Below are 19,073 nucleotides of genomic sequence, written 5' to 3'. Positions count from 1 at the left end.
GGCCCAACGTCCTGGCCTGGTCAGGCGTCGAAGGAGCATTCAGGCCCGTCACGACCCCGGGGGGTACGCCTCATGCGCTCACGACGTTCCGTTCGACCCGTCCATGCCGTCACCGGTCTGCTGCTGGCCGCAGCCCTGGCGCTGACCGGATGCAGCGGCGCCGCCGACTCCAGTGACTCCGGCGGCAGCAACGAGGCCGCCAAGTCCCAGGCGGACAGCGCCGCGGGCGCCGGGGCCGAGGACTCCGGTGCCGACAAGGCGACCGCCCCGCCGAAGGTGACCGCGAGCCACATCATCCGTACGGCCTCGCTGACCGTTCAGGTCAAGGACGTACCGAAGGCCCTCGACGAGGCCCGCACCACCGTCGAGAACGCGGGCGGCTACGTCGGCAACGAGACGACCTCCCTCGACGGCAAGGGCAGGGAGCGCACCCGGGTCGTGCTGCGGGTGCCCGTCGACTCCTACGCGGACGTCCTCGCCGATCTGGAGGGCACCGGCAAGCTGATCGACCGCACGGCGAAGGCGCAGGACGTCACCGAGCAGGTGGTCGACGTGGAGAGCCGCATCACCTCGCAGCGGGCCAGTGTGGCCCGGATCCGGGAGCTGATGGACCAGGCCACCAAGCTGAGCGATGTGGTCACGCTGGAGGGCGAGCTGAGCACCCGCCAGGCGGACCTGGAGGCGCTGCTCGCCCGGCAGGCCTCCCTGAAGGACCGCACGAGCCTGGCCACCATCACCCTGTCGCTGTCCGAGACGCCGGTGAAGAAGGCGGTCGCCGAGGACGACGACCCGGGGGTCGTGGACGCGCTGACGGGCGGCTGGGACGCCTTCGTGACGATGCTGCGGTGGATCGTCATGGCCGCGGCGGCGGTCCTGCCGTTCGCCGCCGGTGCGGCCCTGCTGATCGTGCTCTGGCTCCGCCTGGTCCACCCGCGCCTGAACCGCCGCTCCGAGCCCGCGCCCGCGACGACCGCGCTCGGCCCGCTCCCGACGACTCGGCAGGCACCGGAGCCGAGTCGCGAGGAGGACTGAGCGCGAGCCCGAAATGATCTGCGCCCGTAGCGTGTTCGCATGAGCATGAGCTTCGGGCGGGGTACACGGGAACGGCTGGTCGTGATCGGTGGCGACGCCGCGGGCATGTCCGCGGCGTCGCAGGCGCGCCGGATGAAGTGCGCCGGGGAACTGGAGATCGTGGCCTTCGAGCGCGGCAACTTCTCCTCCTACTCGGCGTGCGGCATCCCGTACTGGGTGGGCGGCGACGTCTCCGCGCGGGAGGAGCTGATCGCCCGGACGCCCGAGCAGCACCGCGCGCGGGACATCGATCTGCGCATGCGCACCGAGGTCATGGAGATCGACGTGGCGGGGCAGCGGGTGCGCGCGCGTGCCGTCGATTCCGGGGCCGAGTCCTGGACGTCGTACGACAGACTCGTGATCGCCACCGGTGCCCGGCCGATCCGGCCGGAGCTGCCGGGTGTCGACGCGCCGGGGGTGCACGGCGTGCAGACGCTGGACGACGGGCAGGTGCTGATCGACACGCTGGCACGCACGCGTGGGCGGCGCGCGGTGGTGGTCGGGGCCGGGTACATCGGGGTGGAGATGGCCGAGGCGCTCATCAACCGCGGCTACGAGGTGACCGTCGTCAACCGCGGCAAGGAGCCGATGTCCACGCTCGACCCGGACATGGGCCGGCTGGTGCACGAGGCCATGTCGGGGCTCGGCATCACCATGGTCGACGACGCCGAGGTCACCGAGATCCTCACCGGTGACGACGGACGGGCCCGCGCGGTGGCGACCGGGGACGCCGAGTACCCGGCGGACGTCGTGGTCCTCGGCATCGGCGTCCGCCCGGAGACGACGCTGGCCCGGGCGGCGGGGCTCCCCCTCGGCAGTCACCAGGGGCTGCTGACGGACCTCGGGATGCGGGTGCGCGGCCACGCGAACATCTGGGCGGGCGGCGACTGCGTGGAGGTCCTCGACCTGGTCTCGGGCCAGCAGCGGTACATCGCCCTGGGCACCCACGCCAACAAGCACGGGCAGGTCATCGGCACCAACGCGGGCGGCGGCTACGCCACCTTCCCCGGTGTGGTCGGCACCGCGGTGAGCAAGGTCTGCGACCTGGAGATCGCCCGCACGGGCCTGCGCGAGAAGGACGCCGACCGCGTCGGCCTCCAGTACGTCACCGCCACCATCGAGTCGACCGGCAGGGCCGGTTACTACCCCGGCGCCTCCCCCATGACGGTGAAGATGCTCGCCGAGCGCCGCACGGGCCGCCTGCTGGGCGTCCAGATCGTCGGCCGCGAGGGCGCGGCCAAGCGGGTCGACATCGCGGCAGTGGCCCTTACCGCAGGCATGACGGTGGAGCAGATGACGGCCCTGGACCTGGGCTACGCCCCACCGTTCAGCCCGGTGTGGGACCCGGTACTCGTGGCAGCCAGAAAGGCGTCAAAGGCGGTGGCGCACGGCGCCTAAGCCGTCCCGCTGATCCTCGGCAGCGAAGCCACGGACGCACTCGACGGAGCAGCCACCGGCTGCTCCCCACTCCCAAGACCCGGCTTGGCATGCGCGGCCGACGCGCGGACGGACCGCAGCCGATGGCTCACCGCCTCGTCGAGCGTCACCGCCCGCCCCGTCTGCGCGGCGAGCCGGCCGGCCTCCTGGCCCAGCCGTGCGACGTCCTCCCACGGCAGCCGCACCACCAGGGAGAGCTCCGCCTCGCCGTCCGGCAGCGCTTGCATCGAAGGAGCCACTCGATCGTTCATCGCCTGTCCTCACGTAGACCCGGTTGAGAAGCCATACGCGCGCGGGGACACCGGCGTTCACCGATTCCCGGACCTCATCCGGGGAAGAAGACAATCGTGGTCATTCCCGTCCATGACGTGAACCCCGTACGGGGCACCCCCTGGGTGACGTACGGTCTGATCGCCGCGAACGTCCTCGTCTTCCTCGTCATGCCCGGCACGTTCGCCACCGCCGGGGAGAGCCGGCTGTCCCAGATCTGCCAGCTGCACGCGTTCCTGGACCACTACGCGGCGGTGCCGCGGGAGTTGATCCACGATCAGCTGCCCGGCCTGGTCCCGACCGGCGAGGTCGCGGGCGGCCCCCAGGGTCCCGGCTGTGTCATCGGCGAGCCGGGCTACGACAAGTCACCGATCCTGTCGGTGTTCACGGCGATGTTCCTGCACGGCGGCTGGCTGCACCTGCTGGGCAACATGCTGTTCCTGCTGATCTTCGGCAACAACATCGAGGACCGCATGGGCCATGTGCGGTTCCTGCTGTTCTACGTCGTCTGCGGCTACGCGGCCGGTTACGGCTTCGCGTACCTCAACGACGACTCGGGCGACCCCCTGATCGGCGCCTCGGGTGCCGTCGCGGGGGTGCTGGGCGCCTATCTGGTGCTGTATCCGAAGGCCAGGGTGTGGGTGCTGGTGCCGTTCCTGATCTTCCTGCCGCTGCGGCTGCCGGCCTGGCTGGTGCTGGGGTTCTGGTTCGTGCTCCAGGCGGTGTACTCGTCCGGCGAGGGAGTCTCCGGCGCCGGCACGGTCGCGTACACCGCGCATGTCGTCGGCTTCCTCGCGGGCATGCTGCTCGCCTGGCCGCTGAAACCGGGCACCCCACCGCCACCGGAGCCGCGCGGCCTGCTGTTCGGCAGACGGGCCCGGCCCCGGTACCCGGGGTGAGTCAGCGCGCGGTGCGGGTGTGGACGTACTCCACGAGCCGGGTCAGGCTGTCCGGGTCGGTGTTCGGCATGACGCCGTGGCCGAGGTTGAAGACATGGCCCTCCAGGCCCGCCGCCGCGTCGAGGACCTCCTGGGTCCTGGTCTCGACGGCCTCGGTGGAGGCGAACAGCACGGTCGGGTCGAGGTTGCCCTGGAGCGCCTTGCCGGGGCCGACCCGGCGGGCCGCCTCGTCCAGCCGGACCCGCCAGTCGACGCCGACGACGTCCGCGCCGGCCTCGCCCATCAGGCCGAGCAGTTCGCCGGTGCCGACGCCGAAGTGGATGCGCGGGACGCCGTATCCCTCGACGGCCTTGAAGACCTTGGCGGAGGCGGGCATCACCGAGCGGCGGTAGTCGGCGGGGGCGAGCGCGCCGGCCCAGGAGTCGAAGAGCTGCACCGCGGAGGCGCCGGCCTCGATCTGGACCTTCAGGAAGGCGGCGGTGATCTCCGCGAGCCGGTCCAGCAGATCGGCCCACAGCTCCGGGTCGCCGTACATCATCGCCTTGGCGTTCTCGTACGTACGCGACGGACCGCCCTCGACGAGGTAACTCGCGAGGGTGAAAGGCGCGCCCGCGAAACCGATGAGGGGGGTGGTGCCGAGTTCGCGGGTGAGCAGGCCGATGGCCTCGGTGACGTAGGAGACGTCCTCGGGGGTCAGATCACGCAGCTGGGCCAGGTCCGCCCGGCTGCGGATCGGCTTCTCGACGACCGGGCCGACGCCGGGCTTGATGTCGAGGTCGATGCCGATGGCCTTGAGGGGGACGACGATGTCGCTGAAGTAGATCGCCGCGTCCACGTTGTGGCGGCGCACCGGCTGCAGAGTGATCTCGGTGACCAGCTCGGGGCGCATGCAGGACTCCAGCATCGGAATCCCCTCGCGCACCTTGCGGTACTCCGGCAACGAGCGCCCGGCCTGCCGCATGAACCACACCGGCGTGTGCGGCACGGGTTCCCGGCGGCAGGCCTTCATGAAGGCGGAGTCATGCGTAACGGTCGGCGTCGTCTCGTGTGCACTCACGCAAGAGAGTCTCGCATGAGGGCACAGCTCCACCGGGCTCTCCCCCTTCACCGCACAGAACAGAGTGGGTGTCTAGGCCAGCGCCGCGCCTCCGTTCCCCTTAACCTTCCGGCATGGCTGCGGCTCAGGAACGACTGTCGGACGGCACTGGTGGGACGGGCGACGCGAAGGAGGGGGACCGGGATGGCGACAGCACGGCCCCGCCCGCGTTCCAGACCGCGGTTCAAGCACTGCGCAGCAGCCGGCTGAGGCCGCAGATCGAGGTGGAGTCGACACGCGCGCCCCAGCGCCTCGCCCCGCACGCGTACGCGCTGGAGGCCACGGTCGTCGACGGTGACCAGGATCTGGCGGACGGACGGCTGGTGCTGCTGCACGATCCGGCCGGGCACGACGCCTGGCGGGGCACGTTCCGGCTGGTGACGCTGGTGCGGGCGGAGCTGGAGCCGGAGATGGCGGCGGACCCGCTGCTGCCGGAGGTGTGCTGGTCGTGGCTGACCGGGGCGCTGCAGGCGCGCGGTCTGGCCTGCGGCGAGCCCAGCGGCACCGTCACGCGGGCGAGTTCGCACTACTTCGGCGGACTGTCCGAACGTCCGTCGGCCTCGCAGATCGAGATCCGCGCCTCCTGGACCCCCCGCGAGGGCCTCGGCGGGGTGCCGGACACCGCGGGGCATCTGGCGTCGTGGGCGGACCTGCTGGCGCAGATCGCGGGGCTGCCGCCGGCCGGCCCCGGTGACGCGGCGGTGGTGACACTGCCGCAGCGGAGGGGACCGCAGTCGCGCTAGACCGGGACGATCAGGCAGGCATGAGTCGCGGACGTGTGGGCATCACTTTGTCGATACGACCACTTTCAGTCATGAGTGACCACTCGAACGAACCGATTCGTTCACCGAACGATCGACCGTACGTCCGAATTGCACTAATTGTTACTCACTAGATCGTGATCATTCTCTAAAGGACTCCCGGTTCGGTGCCGAAGACGTCTGTGACCTTCAAAGCCGTCCCGCACCCCAGGAGGCCTGGTGTCCGTTCTCCTTGAGCAGCCCGCAAGCCTGGTCGCCTACCGCCCGAACAAGCCCACCGCCATGGTGGTCGTGGCCGATCCCCGAGTCCGCTCCACCGTCACCCGCCATCTGTGGGCGCTCGGTGTCCGCGATGTCATCGAGGCGTCGTCCATCGCGGAGGCCCGTCCCCGCGTCGGCAACCCCCGCGACATCTGTGTCGCCGACGTCCACCTGCCCGACGGTTCCGGCCTGACCCTGCTGTCGGAGACCCGCGCCGCGGGCTGGCCCAACGGCCTCGCCCTCTCCGCGGCCGACGACATCGGCGCCGTCCGCAACGCCCTCGCCGGGGGCGTCAAGGGCTACGTCGTCACCGGCACCCGTACCAACGTCGGGCTCCCCACCCGGCCCGGTGCCGCCCCCATCGGTGCCGCCGCCCGTATGCACCGCCGCCCCCCGGGTGCCCCGAGCCACCCGGGCGGCTACCGCGAACTGTCCGGCCGTGAGGTCGAGGTGCTGCGGCTGGTGGCGGAGGGCCAGTCGAACAAGGCCATCGGCGTCTCGATGGGTCTGTCCGCGCTGACCGTCAAGAGCCACCTCGCCCGGATCGCCCGCAAGCTCGGCACGGGCGACCGGGCCGGCATGGTCGCCGTCGCCCTGCGCACCGGCATCATCCACTGACCCCCAACCCGCCATTCACGGACGTGAACGGATCGGCCGCCGGCCCGCTCCGTCCGTGCCCCGCCCGTCGTGAACCGGAGTATTCACCGACCTGACTGGTTTGCGACCCCCAGGCGCCCGTCGACGGAACGTTCCGTCGACGGGCGCTGTCCATCCACGGATACCCTTGACAGGTGACCGACGCCCAAGAGACCGCAGCAGACAGCTCACTGCGAACCACCGGAGGCGCCCCTCCGGACGACGGCGGATCGTCTGTTACGGGGGCGCCGAGCGGGGTTCCGACCCCTGAACCCACCCCTTTGCTGGAACCGCGCGAAGGCATTCCGCCGGTGATCGCCGACGCGGAGTCCCTCGCCCGGGTGATCGCCGCGTTCGACGCCGGCTCCGGCCCCGTCGCCGTGGACGCCGAGCGCGCCTCCGGCTACCGCTACGGACAGCGCGCCTATCTGGTGCAGCTGCGCCGCCAGGGCGCGGGCAGCGCGCTGATCGACCCCGTGGCCTGTCCGGACCTCTCCGGTCTCGGCGAGGCGCTGGCCGACGCCGAGTGGGTGCTGCACGCCGCCACCCAGGACCTGCCGTGCCTGCGGGAAATAGGCATGATCCCGAGCCGGATCTTCGACACCGAGCTGGCCGGACGGCTCGCCGGGTTCCCGCGCGTCGGGCTCGGCCCGATGGTCGAGAACGTCCTCGGGTTCGTGCTGGAGAAGGGGCACTCCGCGGTCGACTGGTCCACCCGCCCGCTCCCCGAGCCCTGGCTGCGCTACGCCGCGCTGGACGTGGAGCTCCTGGTCGACCTGCGGGACGCGCTGGAGAAGGAGCTGGACCGACAGGGCAAGCTGGAGTGGGCCCGGCAGGAGTTCGACGCCATCGCCTCGGCCCCGCCGGCCGAGCCCCGCAAGGAGCCCTGGCGCCGGACCTCCGGGATGCACAAGGTGCGTCGGCGCCGGCAGCTCGGTGTGGTGCGCGAGCTGTGGGAGACCCGGGACCGGATCGCCCAGCGGCGTGATGTGTCGCCGGGCAAGGTGCTCTCCGACGCGGCGATCGTGGAGGCCGCGCTCGGCCTCCCCGCCAACGTGCACGCGCTCTCCGCGCTGAACGGCTTCGGGCACCGGATGGGACGGCGGCAGCTGGAGCAGTGGCAGGCCGCGGTGGACCGCGCCAAGGCGCTCACCGAGTCGCAGTTGCCGCAGCCGGGCCAGTCGGTCACCGGCCCGCCGCCCCCGCGGGCCTGGGCGGACAAGGACCCGGTCGCCGCGGCCCGGCTCTCGGCGGCCCGCGCCGGGGTGTCCGCGCTGGCGGAGCGGCTGAACATGCCCCAGGAGAACCTGATCACCCCGGACACCGTGCGGCGGGTCTGCTGGGAGCCCCCGAAGCCGGTGGACCCGGACTCGGTGAGCGCCGCCCTCGCCTCCCACGGTGCCCGCCCCTGGCAGATCGACCAGGTGACGCCGGTCCTGGTGGCGGCGCTGTCGGCGTAGCCCCGCTCATCGCGTGGCCCCCCGCATGAAGCCGTTGTAGATGAACCGCTGGAGGAACAGGAAGACGATCAGGGTCGGCAGGATGACCAGCACCGCTCCTGCCGAGATCGTCTCCCAGTGGGCCGCGTAGGGGCCGCGGAAGCGGAACAGCGACGTCGAGATCACGCCAAGGTCTTCCGACGGCATGTAGAGGAAGGGGATGTAGAAGTCGTTGTAGACGGTGATCCCCTTCACGATCACCACCGTCGCCGTCGCGGGCTTCAGCAGCGGGAAGATGATCTTTCGGTAGATGGTGAAGGCACCCGCGCCCTCCAGCCGGGCCGCTTCGTCCAGGGAGATCGGGATGGACCGGACGAACTGCAGGAAGATGTAGATGGAGACGATGTCCGTGCCCATGTAGAGCACAATCGGCGCCCACAGAGTGTCGAACATCCCGAAGCTGTCGACGATCTGGAAGGTCGCCACCTGGGTGGTGACACCCGGGACCAGCGCGGCGACCAGGAAGAGCGCGACCACCAGCTTCCTGAAGCGGAACCGGAACCGGTCGATCGCGTACGCCGTCATCGAGCCGATCAGGACCGTGCCGCCGATCGCCGCCAGCAGGATCAGGGCCGTGTTGCCGAAGGCGGAGAGCATCCGGCCGTCCTGGAACGCCGTCACGTAGTTGTCGAAGTTCAGCAGGTTGCCGGGGAGCGAGAGCGCCCCGTCGGCCTCCGCCATCTCCTCCTCCGTCTTCAGCGACGTCAGCACCACGACGGCCAGGGGCAGCAGGACCACCACCGTCGCCCCGATCAGCGACAGGTGGACGAGGGCACGGGCCACCGTTCGGCGCGTCATACGAGGTCCACCTTGTCGTCGGGGACGAGGCGCCGCTGGACCCAGGTCACCAGCAGGATGATCAGCAGCAGCACGACCGCGGCGGCCGAGGCGAGCCCCGTCTTGTTGAAGCGGAAGGCCAGGTTCACGGTCTGGATGACGAAGGTCTCGGTGCCGGTCGCCCCGCCGGTCATGATGTACGGGATCTCGAAGACCGACAGCGACCCGGAGATCGACAGGATGACCGTCAGACTCAGCACCGGCTTGATGCCCGGCGCGATGATGTAGCGGAACTGGTGCCAGCGGTTCGCGCCGTCCAGCTCGGCCGTCTCGTACAGCTCACCCGGGATCGACTGGATCGCGCCCAGGAAGAGCACGAAGTTCAGGCCCAGGTAGCGCCAGATCGAGACGCCCGCGAGCGAGGTGTTGGCGGAGGTGGAGGTACCGAGCCAGGCGTGGTCGGTCGTCACGCCGAACAGGCCGAGCACGGAGTCGAGGGTGCCGCCGTCCTGGAAGAAGTAGAGGAAGACGAAGCCGATCGCGACCCCGTTGATCAGATACGGGAAGAAGAGCACGCCCTTGTAAAAGTTCCGGAAGCGGACGTTGAAGCTCAGGACCGTCGCGAAGTAGAGCGCGGCCGCGATCTGCACCGCCGAGGCGGCGAGGTAGTAGCCGCTGACGAAGAAGACCCGGAAGAGATCCTCGCGGGTGAAGATCTCCGTGTAGTTGCCGACGCCCGTGTAGTTGAGCTCGGGGCTCACGCCGTCCCAGTCGGTGAAGCTGTAGGCGACCATGTTGGCGATCGGCGCGTAGGTGAAGACGATCAGCAGGGTGAGCGGGGCGATCAGGAACAGCCAGGGTGTCAGGCTCCGCCCTCGGCGTCCCCGGGCGGGGGCGGACTCCGCCCCCGCGTCCGTCTTCTCGGCCGCCCGCTGAGCGGTGGCCGCCATCAGCCCTGCGCCTCGGTCCACCGCTCGCTGAGATCGGCGAAGAAGTCGTCGAGGCTGCCCTTGGTGGCACCCCGGGCGAGGTCCACCAGCTTCTGGCGGTACTCGGGTGCGTAGATACCGGTCTCCGACTGGTTGTCGATCTGCTTGACCTCGGCGCCCTTGGAGTCGTCCACCTCGATGAACTTCACGCCCGCGTCCTCGTACGGCTTGAGCACCTCGGGAAGCGGGGCGTCCTTGCGCGGGGAGATCGCCAGATTGTCCTTGTCGTAGCCGGACTTGTCGGTGAACCAGTCGATCCAGGCGCGGGCCGCGTCCTTGTGCTTCGAGTGGACGTTGACGGCCTGGTTGTAGTCGGGGGAGAGAGCGGCGCAGAACGTGCCGTCCGTCTGGGCCGGGAAGGGCATGAAGCCGATGTCGTCGGGGTCGGCCCCGGCCTTCTCCGCGGCGTCCTGGAACTGGACGATCGCCCAGGTGCCGAGCCACTGCGTGGCGATCTCGCCCTTGGCGGTACGGGCCTTGGACTCCTCCCAGTTGGTGGTGGTCGGGTCCTTCTCGGCCAGGCCCTGCTCGACGATGTCGTGCAGCAGGGTGTCACCGACGCGCAGATCGGCGTCCGGCGCCCAGGGGTCGCCCTCGGCCAGCTTGGTGGTGGCCTGGGTGTCGCAGTGGACCGAGCCGTTGACGTACGTCCATGAGGTGAGCGTCCAGCCGGCCGCGAAGTTGGTGTAGTAGGGCACGGCGTCGGTCTTGTCCTTGACCGCCTTGAGCGCGGTGAGGAACTCGGCCGGGGTGGTGGGCCATTCGGTGATCCCGGCCTCCTCCCAGACCCGCTTGTTGTAGACGAATCCGGGGGTCACGCCGACCGGGCTCTGGCCGTAGACCTTGCCGTCGACGGTGGTGAAGTCGGTGAAGCGGTACTTCTCGGCGCGTTCCTCGACCGTGCCGAGGGAGGCGAAGAACTTCGGGTAGTCGGCCTTCTTGATCACCGCGGGGATCAGCAGGACGTCACCGTAGTTCTCGGTGTTCATCCGGATCTTGACCTCGGACTCGTAGTTGGTGAGCGCCTCGAACTCCACCTCGACCTTGGGATAGGTCTTGTTGAACTCGGCGGCGTACTGGTCCATCGTGCCGTCCTGCACCAGGTCGGTGCGCACGGTGAGGACCTTGATGGTTCCGCTGACCTTGGCCGGGTCGGTGGGCGCCTTCGCGTCCGCCCCCTCCGACGAGCCTCCGGTGCCGGTGCACGCCGAGAGCAGCAGGGCGGCACCCGTGACCATGGCGAGGACTGTACGGCGGTACATGTGCATCAGCTCCGTTCACATGAGACGGACGAGCACTGCGGGTTGGCTGGTTCGGAACTCTGACAGCGCTTTCTCAACCGGTAAAGTCCCTATCTCGCCAAGGCTGGAGAAAACCTTCCCCGTACTGGGGTTGACCGGTTTAGGGAGTGCGCATGCTGGAGGCCACACCGCTCGGCGACGGATGGATCCTGCGGCACGAGACGGCGGCGCTTCCGGCCGTGGTGCCGGGGTGCGTGCACACCGATCTGCTGGCCGCCGGGGTGATCCCGGACCCCTTCCTCGGGCGGAACGAGACCGAGGTCGCCTGGGTCGGGCGGCGGGACTGGACCTACGAGCGGGACCTGCGGGCGGCGGCCGACGGGGCGGAGCAGACCGACCTCGTGTTCGAGGGCCTCGACACGGTCGCCGAAGTCCTGCTGGACGGACGGCTGTTGGGCCGCGTCCGCAACATGCACCGCTCCCACCGCTTCGACGTCACCGGGCTCTCGGGACGGCTGTCCGTGCGGTTCGTCTCCGCGTACGCCGAGGCCGAGGCGGTGCGCGGCAAGCTCGGAGAGCGGCCCGCCGCCTACGCCGAACCCTTCCCGTACATCCGCAAGATGGCCTGCTCCTTCGGCTGGGACTGGGGGCCGACCCTGGTGACCGCGGGGATCTGGCGGCCGGTGCGCCTGGAGCACTGGTCGACGGCGCGGATCGCCCGGGTGCGCCCGCTGGTGACGGTCGAACCAGGTCTGGGGCGGCTGGAGTTGGTCGTCGACATCGAGCGGACCCGGGTCGAGGCACCGCTGACCGTCGAGGCGACGGTGGGCGGCGTGCGGGCGCGCGCCTCGGTCGACGGCACCGAGGGCGTCGTACGGCTCGACGTGCCCTCGCCGCGGCTGTGGTGGCCGCGTGGTTACGGCGAACAGGCTCTGTACGACGTGGAGTTGACGCTGTTGCACGGCGACGAGCCACTGGACGTGTGGCGGCGGCGGATCGGCTTCCGGAGTGTGGAGCTGGACCGGTCACCGGACGCGCACGGCACCGGGTTCACCGTCGTCGTCAACGGCGAGCGGCTCTTCGCGCGGGGCGTGAACTGGATCCCCGACGATGTCTTCCCGTCCCGGGTGACCCGGGCGCGCTACCGGGCGCGGCTCGGGCAGGCGGCCGACGCGGGCGTGGACCTGGTACGGGTCTGGGGCGGCGGGATCTACGAGAGCGAGGACTTCTACGACGCCTGCGACGAGCTGGGCCTGCTGGTCTGGCAGGACTTCCCCTTCGCCTGCGCCGCCTACCCCGAGGAGCAGCCGCTGCGCGGGGAGGTCGAGGCGGAGGCCCGGGAGAACGTCGTACGCCTGATGCCGCATCCCTCGCTGGTGCTGTGGAACGGCAACAACGAGAACCTGTGGGGCTTCCGGGACTGGGACTGGGAGCCGCGGCTCGCCGGGGAGTCCTGGGGCGAGGGGTACTACCTGGGCGTAATGCCCCGGGTGGTGGCCGAGTTGGACCCGACGCGGCCCTATACGGCGGGCAGTCCCTGGTCGGGGAGCTGGGACCGGCATCCGAACGATCCGGCGCACGGGACGCACCACTCCTGGGAGGTCTGGAACCGGGACGACTACACGCGCTACCGCGACGAAGTGCCGCGGTTCATGGCCGAGTTCGGCTGGCAGGCGCCGCCCGCCCACGCGACGCTGCGACGGGCGCTGCCGGACGAGGTGCTCGCGCCGGACTCCCCCGGCATGCTGCACCACCAGAAGGCCGAGGACGGCAACGGCAAGCTGCGGCGCGGTCTCGAACGCCATTTCGCCTTCCCCGAGGGGGACTTCGACCGCTGGCACTACCTCACCCAGGTCAACCAGGCGCGGGCGGTGGCCGCCGGGATCGAGCACTGGCGGTCCCACTGGCCGGTGTGCGCGGGCACGGTGCTCTGGCAGCTCAACGACTGCTGGCCGGTGACCTCCTGGGCCGCGATCGACGGGGACGGCCGGGAGAAGCCGCTCTATCACGAGCTGCGGCGGCTGTACGCGGACCGGCTGCTGACTCTGCAAGTGCGGGAGCAGGAGCTGGTGTTGGCCGCGGTCAACCAGGGCGCCGGGGCGTGGGAGGCGGCGGTGCGGTTGCGGCGGATGTCGGTCGAGGGGGATGTCCTCGGCGAGGTGAGCGTGCCGATGGCGGCGGAGAGGCGGGCCGTGGGACTCGTCGGTGTGCCCGAGGAGCTGGCGCCCGTCGGGCCCAAGGAGTTCCTGGTCGCGGATGTGGGTGAGTTGCGGGCGCTGTACTTCCCTGCGCCGGATCGGGAAATCCCTTATCCCCGGCCTGAGTTCGAGGTCGACCTCGTGCCGGGCGGAGTGCGGGTGACGGCCCTGACCCTCGTACGGGATCTGCTGCTCCAGGCCGATCGCCTCGCCCCCGGGGCGCGGGCCGACCGGGGGCTGGTGACGCTGTTGCCCGGCGAACAGGTGACCATTGGTGTGCGGGGCTGGGAGACTCCGGTCCTGGAGACCGCACATTCGGCCCTGTACTGCGTGGAGCCCTCCCGATGACCTCGACCTCCGGTCCCCGCGTCACCATCAAGGACGTCGCCGCGCGCGCCGGCGTGTCCAAGGGCGCGGTGTCCCTCGCCTTCAACCACAAGCCGGGGCTCTCCGAGGCGACCCGGGACCGGATCTTCCGGGCCGCCCAGGAGCTGGGCTGGGCACCGAACCTCACGGCGCGCTCGCTCGCCGGGGCGCGGGTGGACGTGGTGGGCCTGGCGATCTGCCGGCCCGCCCGGCTGCTCGGGCTCGAACCCTTCTACATGGAGTTCGTCTCGGGCGTGGAGAGCGTCCTGGCCGAGCAGTCCTGCTCGCTGCTGCTGCGGCTGGTGCGCAATGTGGAGGAGGAGGTCGGGGTCCAGGACTCCTGGTGGCGGGGGCGGCAGATCGGCGGCTCGATCCTGGTGGACTTCCGGGCCGACGATCCCCGGGTGGCGGCGGTGCGGCGGCTGGGGATGCCGGTGGTCGCCGTGGGGCATCCCTCGCTGACCGGTGGGCTGCCCTCGGTGTGGACCGACGACACCACGGCCGTGACGGAGGCCGTGCGGTACCTGGCCGCGCTCGGGCACCGGCGGATCGCCCGGGTGGGCGGGGCGGCGGCGCTCGGGCACACGTCCATTCGTACGGCGGCCTTCGACGAGGCCGCGCGGTCGCTGGCGCTCGCCGGAGCGTGGCAGGTGGCTACGGATTTCTCCGGGGACGCGGGGGCGAGGGCCACGCGGTCGCTGCTGGCGGCCGCGGCGCCGGACCGGCCCACGGCGATCGTGTACGACAACGACATCATGGCGGTGGCGGGGTTGTCGGTGGCGGCGGAGATGGGGCTGCGGGTGCCCTCCGACGTATCGCTGCTGGCCTGGGACGACTCCCAGCTGTGCCGCCTCACCCATCCGACGCTGTCCGCGATGAGTCATGACGTGCATGGGTTCGGGGCGGAGGTGGCGCGTACGTTGTTCGGGGTGATCACCGGGGAGGGGCCAGGGTCACACCCCGTGCCCACTCCTGTACTGACTCCGCGAGGATCGACAGCTCCTCCGGCGATGTGACCTTCGCCGCTCCCGCCTCCGGGACTGGGCAGCTACGTTACTCATAAGTAGCATGGTCGTAAGCGCGCGCTCAGTGCGTGCGCCGCAGCAGTGCAGTCCCGCACCCTGGAGGAGAGCCATCGTGCCTCGTACCGTCAGGGACGTCGTCTTCGTCGACGGCGTCCGCACCCCGTTCGGCAAGGCGGGCCCGAAGGGCATCTACCACGAGACCCGCGCCGACGACCTTGTCGTGAAGGCGATCCGGGAGCTGCTGCGCCGCAACCCGGCTCTGGAGCCCAGCAAGATCGACGAGGTCGCCATCGCCGCGACCACGCAGATCGGCGACCAGGGTCTGACCATCGGCCGCACGGCGGGCATTCTCGCCGGTCTGCCGCAGTCCGTGCCCGGCTACTCCATCGACCGCATGTGCGCCGGCGCCCTGACGGCCGTCACCGCCGTCGCGGGCGGCGTGGCCTTCGGCGCGTACGACATCGCCATCGCCGGTGGTGTCGAGCACATGGGCCGCCACCCGATGGGCGAGGGCGTGGACCCGAACCCGCGCTTCGTCAGCGAGAAGCTGGTCGACGAGTCCGCCCTGTTCATGGGCATGACCGCCGAGAACCTGCACGACCGCTACCCGAGCATCACCAAGCAGCGCGCCGACGAGTACGCGGTGCGCTCGCAGGAGAAGGCCGCCAAGGCGTACGCCAACGGCAAGATCCAGCAGGACCTGGTGCCGATCTCGGTGCGCCGCACCAACCCGGAGGCCGGTGAGACGGGCTGGGGCCTGGTCACCGCCGACGAGCCGATGCGCCCCGGCACGACGATCGAGAACCTGACCGGTCTGAAGACGCCGTTCCGCGTCCACGGCCGGGTCACCGCCGGTAACGCGGCCGGTCTGAACGACGGCGCCACCGCCTCCCTCATCGCCTCCGAGGACTTCGCCCGCGAGAACAACCTCCCGGTGAAGATGCGCCTCGTCTCCTACTCCTTCGCGGGTGTGGAGCCGGAGGTCATGGGCTACGGTCCGATCCCGGCCACCGAGAAGGCCCTCGCCCAGGCGGGGCTGACCATCGACGACATCGGCCTGTTCGAGATCAACGAGGCCTTCGCCGTCCAGGTGCTCGCGTTCCTGGAGCACTACGGCATCGCCGACGACGACGCGCGCGTCAACCAGTACGGCGGCGCCATCGCCTTCGGCCACCCGCTGGCCTCGTCGGGCGTGCGTCTGATGACGCAGCTGGCCCGGCAGTTCGAGGAGCAGCCGAACGTCCGCTACGGCCTGACCACCATGTGCGTCGGCTTCGGCATGGGCGCGACAGTCATCTGGGAGAACCCGCACTTCGAGGGGGACAAGTGAGCACCACCGCTGAGCTTTTGAAGGGTGCGGCCGAGCTGTTCCCCGACGAGGTCGTGACGTCCGCGCACGTACGCCACCTCGACCTGCCGTTCGGCGCCGGGCGCTTCGCGCTCGTCACGCTGGACAACGGCTTCGACCACACCAAGCCGACCACCTTCGGACCGCAGTCCCTGGCGAACCTCAACCTCGCCATCGACCAGGTCGAGAAGGAGGCCGCGGACGGCTCGATCGTCGGTATCGGCATCACCGGCAAGCCGTTCATCTTCGCCGTCGGCGCCGACCTCAAGGGCGTCGAGCTGCTGAAGGAGCACGAGCACGCGCTCGCCATCGGCAAGGGCGGCCACGAGGTCTTCAAGCGCCTCGCCGGCCTCGCCGTGCCGACCTTCGCCTACTACAACGGCGCGGCCATGGGCGGCGGTGTCGAGGTCGGTCTGCACTGCACCTACCGCACCGTGTCGAAGGCGCTGCCCGCCTTCTCGCTGCCCGAGGTCTTCCTGGGCCTCGTCCCGGGCTGGGGCGGCTGCACGATCCTGCCGAACCTGATCGGCGCGGAGAAGGCCGTCTCGGTGATCATCGAGAACAGCCTCAACCAGAACAAGCAGCTCAAGGGCAAGCAGGTCTTCGACCTCGGCATCGCTGACGCGCTCTTCGAGGGCGCGGACTTCCTGGAGCAGTCGCTGATCTGGACGGCGAACGTCCTCAAGGGCGATGTCGTCGTCGAGCGCCCGGCGATCGACCGCGGTGAGGCCTGGGACCAGGCCGTCGCCAAGGGCCGCTTCATCGCGGACTCCAAGGTGCACGGCGCCGCCCCGGCCGCCTACCGCGCCCTGGACATTATCGCGGCGTCCAAGGACGGCGACCTGCAGAAGGGCTTCGACGCCGAGGACGTGGCGCTCGCCGACCTGATCATGGGTGGCGAACTGCGTGCCGGCATCTACGCCTTCAACCTGGTGCAGAAGCGCGGCAAGCGCCCCGCGGGCGCCCCGGACAAGAACCTGGCCCGCCCGGTCACCAAGGTCGGTGTCGTCGGCGCCGGTCTGATGGCCTCCCAGCTCGCGCTGCTCTTCCTGCGCCGCCTCGAGGTGCCGGTCGTGCTGACCGACATCGACCAGGAGCGCGTCGACAAGGGTGTGGGCTACGTCCACGCCGAGATCGAGAAGCTGCTCGGCAAGGGCCGTATCAACCAGGACAAGGCCAACCGCCTCAAGGCCCTGGTCACCGGTGTGCTGGACAAGGCCGAGGGCTTCGCGGACGCGGACTTCATCATCGAGGCCGTGTTCGAGGAGATCGGTGTCAAGCAGCAGGTGTTCGCGGAGGTCGAGGCGGTCGCCCCGGCGCACGCGATCCTCGCCACCAACACCTCCTCGCTGTCCGTCAGCGAGATGGCGTCGAAGCTGAAGAACCCCGAGCGGGTCGTGGGCTTCCACTTCTTCAACCCGGTCGCGGTGCTGCCGCTGCTGGAGATCGTGCGCGGCGAGCAGACCGACGACGCCTCGCTGGCCACGGCCTTCGCCGTCGCCAAGAAGCTGAAGAAGACCGCGGTCCTCACCAAGGACGCCCCGGCGTTCGTGGTGAACCGCATCCTCACCCGCTTCATGGGCGAGATCCAGAACGTCATCGACGAGGGCACGTCGGTCGAGGTCGCCGAGAAGGCGGTCGAGCCGCTGGGTCTGCCGATGTCGCCGCTGGTGCTCCTGGAGCTGGTCGGTCCGGCGATCGGCCTGCACGTCTCGGAGACCCTCAACCGGGCCTTCCCGGACCGCTTCACGGTCTCCCCGAACCTCGCCGCCGTCGTCAAGGCCGGCAAGCGCGGCTTCTACGTCTACGACTCCGGCAAGCCGGAGCTGGACCCCGAGGTCGCCGCGCTCCTCAAGCAGGGCGATGTCGTCCTGACCGAGGAGCAGGTGCGGGACCGGGTCCTCGACGCGGTGGCGCAGGAGATCGGGCTCATGCTCGACGAGGGCGTCGTCGCCGAGGCCCAGGACATCGACCTGTGCCTGATCACGGGCGCCGGCTGGCCCTTCCACCTGGGCGGCATCACGCCGTACCTGGACCGTGAGGGTGTCTCGGAGCGCGTGAACGGCAAGAAGTTCCTGGCGCCGGGCCTCGCCTCGATTCCCGCCTAGCAACGACTTCGGTGCCCCGCACGCCACTTGGTGTGCGGGGCATCGTCGTGTCTAGCGGTGCTCCTGCCAGGCGGCGAGCGCCAGCCCCGGCTCGTCCTTCTGCCGGGCCACGCGCAGCACGCCGTCCGGGGTCAGGCTCGCCGCCACCACCCGGCCCTCGGCATCCTCCGCCACGGCGACCCGGGTGCCCGCGGGCAGGGCGGGTCCTGACTCCGTCCACCACAGGCCCGCCGACTCCTGCTCCGTCGGGTACGCGGCGAACGCCACCCGCCCCGAGGAGGAGCGCTGGGCGAGCAGCGTGCAGTCGTGGCCGTTCAGGTCGCAGCGGACGGCGGAGACCGGTCCCGAGCCCGCGGCGGCGAGCAGCGGGACCGGGTCGCCGTCCGGGCGCCAGGCGTGCAGCATGCCCTCGGGATCGCTGAAGAAGAGGGTGGTGTGCTCCTTCGAGGTCGGCAGCGCGCCGAGCGTCCCGGGCTCGATCCGTGCGGCCAGCGGGTCGGCGGCGAGCGGGCGGGCGCCGGGCTCCTGCTGGAGCCAGCGCAGGACGCCCTCGGGGCTGGTGGCGTACACCTCGACCAGGCCCGACTCGGCGGTGACGGCGACGAGTTCCTCGCCCACCTTGGAGCCCTTCAGGTCGTGCCAGGTGTTCCAGCCGCCGCGTTCCTTCTGGTTGATGGTGTGCACGCCCTTGCCGCGATTGCGTACGAAGAGGTGGGCGCGGCCCTCCGCGTCGACGGCGACGGCGGGGGTGCCGGTGCGCTCGCCGGTCTTGTTGGGGTGGCCGATGGACTGCCAGTCCAGGGCGGCGAGCAGGGGGCGGAAGTGGGTGGAGTGCACGAGCCCCGACTCGCCCGAACGGGTGGGGCGCCAGGCGATGAGGTGGCCGTAGCCGTCGGGGCCCTGGCCCAGCGCGAAGCCCGGCTGCACCTTCTGGTCGCCGCCCACCCGGCGGGGAGCGTCCCAGTTGCCGCCGGGGACGCGCTCCGCACGGCACAGGACGGCGTCCTGGGTGTGCCAGTAGACGCTGAGGCGGCCGTCTCGGCCGCGTATGAGCCAGTCGCCGTTCACCGGATCACTCTAAACGGGGGCGT

The 19,073-nt window shown here is 70.5% G+C and carries 16 protein-coding genes; 10 read left to right on the top strand and 6 right to left on the bottom strand.

Annotated elements, in window-relative coordinates; genetic code table 11:
- The first annotated feature begins 72 nt into the window (after window positions 1-72).
- Together STRCI_RS30975 and STRCI_RS30970 are read left to right on the top strand one after the other, a co-directional pair.
- Complete coding sequence (locus STRCI_RS30975) at window positions 73-1,032, top strand: DUF4349 domain-containing protein (RefSeq protein ID WP_269662239.1); 960 nt, start codon at window positions 73-75, stop codon at window positions 1,030-1,032.
- Between the two features lie 39 nt (window positions 1,033-1,071).
- Window positions 1,072-2,469 (top strand): FAD-dependent oxidoreductase, encoded by a 1,398-nt coding sequence (locus STRCI_RS30970; RefSeq protein WP_269662238.1) that lies wholly within the window; start codon window positions 1,072-1,074, stop codon window positions 2,467-2,469.
- Here the strand turns inward: STRCI_RS30970 and STRCI_RS30965 are convergent.
- On the bottom strand, window positions 2,466-2,759 hold the full coding sequence (locus STRCI_RS30965) for a hypothetical protein (protein WP_269662237.1): 294 nt from the start codon (window positions 2,757-2,759) through the stop codon (window positions 2,466-2,468). The two genes, STRCI_RS30970 and STRCI_RS30965, sit on opposite strands and share 4 nt — an antisense overlap.
- Window positions 2,760-2,855: 96 nt before the next feature.
- Between STRCI_RS30965 and STRCI_RS30960 the strand changes: the two genes are divergently transcribed.
- Window positions 2,856-3,677, top strand: coding sequence for a rhomboid family intramembrane serine protease (locus STRCI_RS30960; RefSeq protein WP_269662236.1), 822 nt, complete (start codon window positions 2,856-2,858; stop codon window positions 3,675-3,677).
- Window position 3,678: 1 nt separating this feature from the next.
- Here the strand turns inward: STRCI_RS30960 and hemE are convergent, their stop codons facing one another.
- On the bottom strand, window positions 3,679-4,734 hold the full coding sequence (hemE, locus tag STRCI_RS30955) for a uroporphyrinogen decarboxylase (protein ID WP_269662235.1): 1,056 nt from the start codon (window positions 4,732-4,734) through the stop codon (window positions 3,679-3,681).
- A gap of 113 nt (window positions 4,735-4,847) precedes the next feature.
- Between hemE and STRCI_RS30950 the strand changes: the two genes are divergently transcribed.
- The 3 genes from STRCI_RS30950 to STRCI_RS30940 all read left to right on the top strand — a co-directional run bounded on the left by STRCI_RS30950 (window position 4,848) and on the right by STRCI_RS30940 (window position 7,891).
- Window positions 4,848-5,516 (top strand): DUF3000 domain-containing protein, encoded by a 669-nt coding sequence (locus tag STRCI_RS30950; RefSeq protein ID WP_269662234.1) that lies wholly within the window; start codon window positions 4,848-4,850, stop codon window positions 5,514-5,516.
- Window positions 5,517-5,753: 237 nt separating this feature from the next.
- Window positions 5,754-6,413 (top strand): helix-turn-helix transcriptional regulator, encoded by a 660-nt coding sequence (locus tag STRCI_RS30945; RefSeq protein ID WP_015657165.1) that lies wholly within the window; start codon window positions 5,754-5,756, stop codon window positions 6,411-6,413.
- A 173-nt stretch (window positions 6,414-6,586) separates the two neighbouring features.
- Window positions 6,587-7,891 (top strand): ribonuclease D, encoded by a 1,305-nt coding sequence (locus STRCI_RS30940; RefSeq protein WP_269662233.1) that lies wholly within the window; start codon window positions 6,587-6,589, stop codon window positions 7,889-7,891.
- 6 nt (window positions 7,892-7,897) lie between these two features.
- On the opposite strand, the gene STRCI_RS30935 is transcribed toward STRCI_RS30940, so the two are convergent.
- From STRCI_RS30935 to STRCI_RS30925, 3 genes are read right to left on the bottom strand one after another with little or no spacing between them, the layout of a single operon-like run.
- On the bottom strand, window positions 7,898-8,728 hold the full coding sequence (locus STRCI_RS30935) for a carbohydrate ABC transporter permease (RefSeq protein WP_269662232.1): 831 nt from the start codon (window positions 8,726-8,728) through the stop codon (window positions 7,898-7,900).
- Window positions 8,725-9,657, bottom strand: a complete 933-nt coding sequence (locus tag STRCI_RS30930) for a carbohydrate ABC transporter permease (RefSeq protein WP_269662231.1) — start codon at window positions 9,655-9,657, stop codon at window positions 8,725-8,727. The genes STRCI_RS30935 and STRCI_RS30930 overlap by 4 nt, the downstream gene beginning before the upstream one ends.
- Window positions 9,657-10,958 carry an ABC transporter substrate-binding protein gene (locus STRCI_RS30925; protein WP_269662230.1) on the bottom strand — a complete coding sequence of 434 codons (1,302 nt, stop codon included), beginning with the start codon at window positions 10,956-10,958 and terminating at the stop codon, window positions 9,657-9,659. The genes STRCI_RS30930 and STRCI_RS30925 overlap by 1 nt, the downstream gene beginning before the upstream one ends.
- 152 nt (window positions 10,959-11,110) lie before the next feature.
- Here STRCI_RS30925 and STRCI_RS30920 point away from each other — a divergent pair, with 152 nt between their 5' ends.
- From STRCI_RS30920 to STRCI_RS30905, 4 genes are all read left to right on the top strand, one after another.
- Window positions 11,111-13,483 (top strand): glycoside hydrolase family 2 protein, encoded by a 2,373-nt coding sequence (locus tag STRCI_RS30920; RefSeq protein WP_269662229.1) that lies wholly within the window; start codon window positions 11,111-11,113, stop codon window positions 13,481-13,483.
- Window positions 13,480-14,517: a LacI family DNA-binding transcriptional regulator gene (locus STRCI_RS30915; protein WP_269662228.1), complete on the top strand. Its 1,038-nt coding sequence runs from the start codon at window positions 13,480-13,482 to the stop codon at window positions 14,515-14,517. Before STRCI_RS30920 ends, STRCI_RS30915 begins: the two co-directional genes overlap by 4 nt.
- A gap of 121 nt (window positions 14,518-14,638) precedes the next feature.
- On the top strand, window positions 14,639-15,856 hold the full coding sequence (locus STRCI_RS30910) for a thiolase family protein (protein ID WP_269662227.1): 1,218 nt from the start codon (window positions 14,639-14,641) through the stop codon (window positions 15,854-15,856).
- A complete protein-coding gene (locus tag STRCI_RS30905) occupies window positions 15,853-17,982 on the top strand; it encodes a 3-hydroxyacyl-CoA dehydrogenase NAD-binding domain-containing protein (RefSeq protein WP_269662226.1) in 2,130 nt (709 codons plus the stop codon). The genes STRCI_RS30910 and STRCI_RS30905 overlap by 4 nt, the downstream gene beginning before the upstream one ends.
- A 51-nt stretch (window positions 17,983-18,033) precedes the next feature.
- Here the strand turns inward: STRCI_RS30905 and STRCI_RS30900 are convergent, their stop codons facing one another.
- On the bottom strand, window positions 18,034-19,050 hold the full coding sequence (locus STRCI_RS30900) for a DUF8189 domain-containing protein (RefSeq protein WP_269662225.1): 1,017 nt from the start codon (window positions 19,048-19,050) through the stop codon (window positions 18,034-18,036).
- Between the last annotated feature and the right edge of the window lie 23 nt (window positions 19,051-19,073).

Origin of the sequence: Streptomyces cinnabarinus, from assembly GCF_027270315.1 — a bacterium.
Taxonomy (GTDB): domain Bacteria; phylum Actinomycetota; class Actinomycetes; order Streptomycetales; family Streptomycetaceae; genus Streptomyces; species Streptomyces cinnabarinus.
The sequence above is the reverse complement of the archived record's forward strand: the minus strand, read 5'-3'. Positions and strand labels throughout refer to the sequence as shown.

Coding starts and splice junctions, on each gene's coding strand:
- STRCI_RS30975 (WP_269662239.1), top strand. CDS start 73: ATGCGCTCACGACGTTCCGTTCGACCCGTCCATGCCGTCACCGGTCTG.
- STRCI_RS30970 (WP_269662238.1), top strand. CDS start 1,072: ATGAGCATGAGCTTCGGGCGGGGTACACGGGAACGGCTGGTCGTGATC.
- STRCI_RS30965 (WP_269662237.1), bottom strand. CDS start 2,759: ATGAACGATCGAGTGGCTCCTTCGATGCAAGCGCTGCCGGACGGCGAG.
- STRCI_RS30950 (WP_269662234.1), top strand. CDS start 4,848: ATGGCTGCGGCTCAGGAACGACTGTCGGACGGCACTGGTGGGACGGGC.
- STRCI_RS30935 (WP_269662232.1), bottom strand. CDS start 8,728: ATGACGCGCCGAACGGTGGCCCGTGCCCTCGTCCACCTGTCGCTGATC.
- STRCI_RS30930 (WP_269662231.1), bottom strand. CDS start 9,657: ATGGCGGCCACCGCTCAGCGGGCGGCCGAGAAGACGGACGCGGGGGCG.
- STRCI_RS30925 (WP_269662230.1), bottom strand. CDS start 10,958: ATGTACCGCCGTACAGTCCTCGCCATGGTCACGGGTGCCGCCCTGCTG.
- STRCI_RS30920 (WP_269662229.1), top strand. CDS start 11,111: ATGCTGGAGGCCACACCGCTCGGCGACGGATGGATCCTGCGGCACGAG.
- STRCI_RS30915 (WP_269662228.1), top strand. CDS start 13,480: ATGACCTCGACCTCCGGTCCCCGCGTCACCATCAAGGACGTCGCCGCG.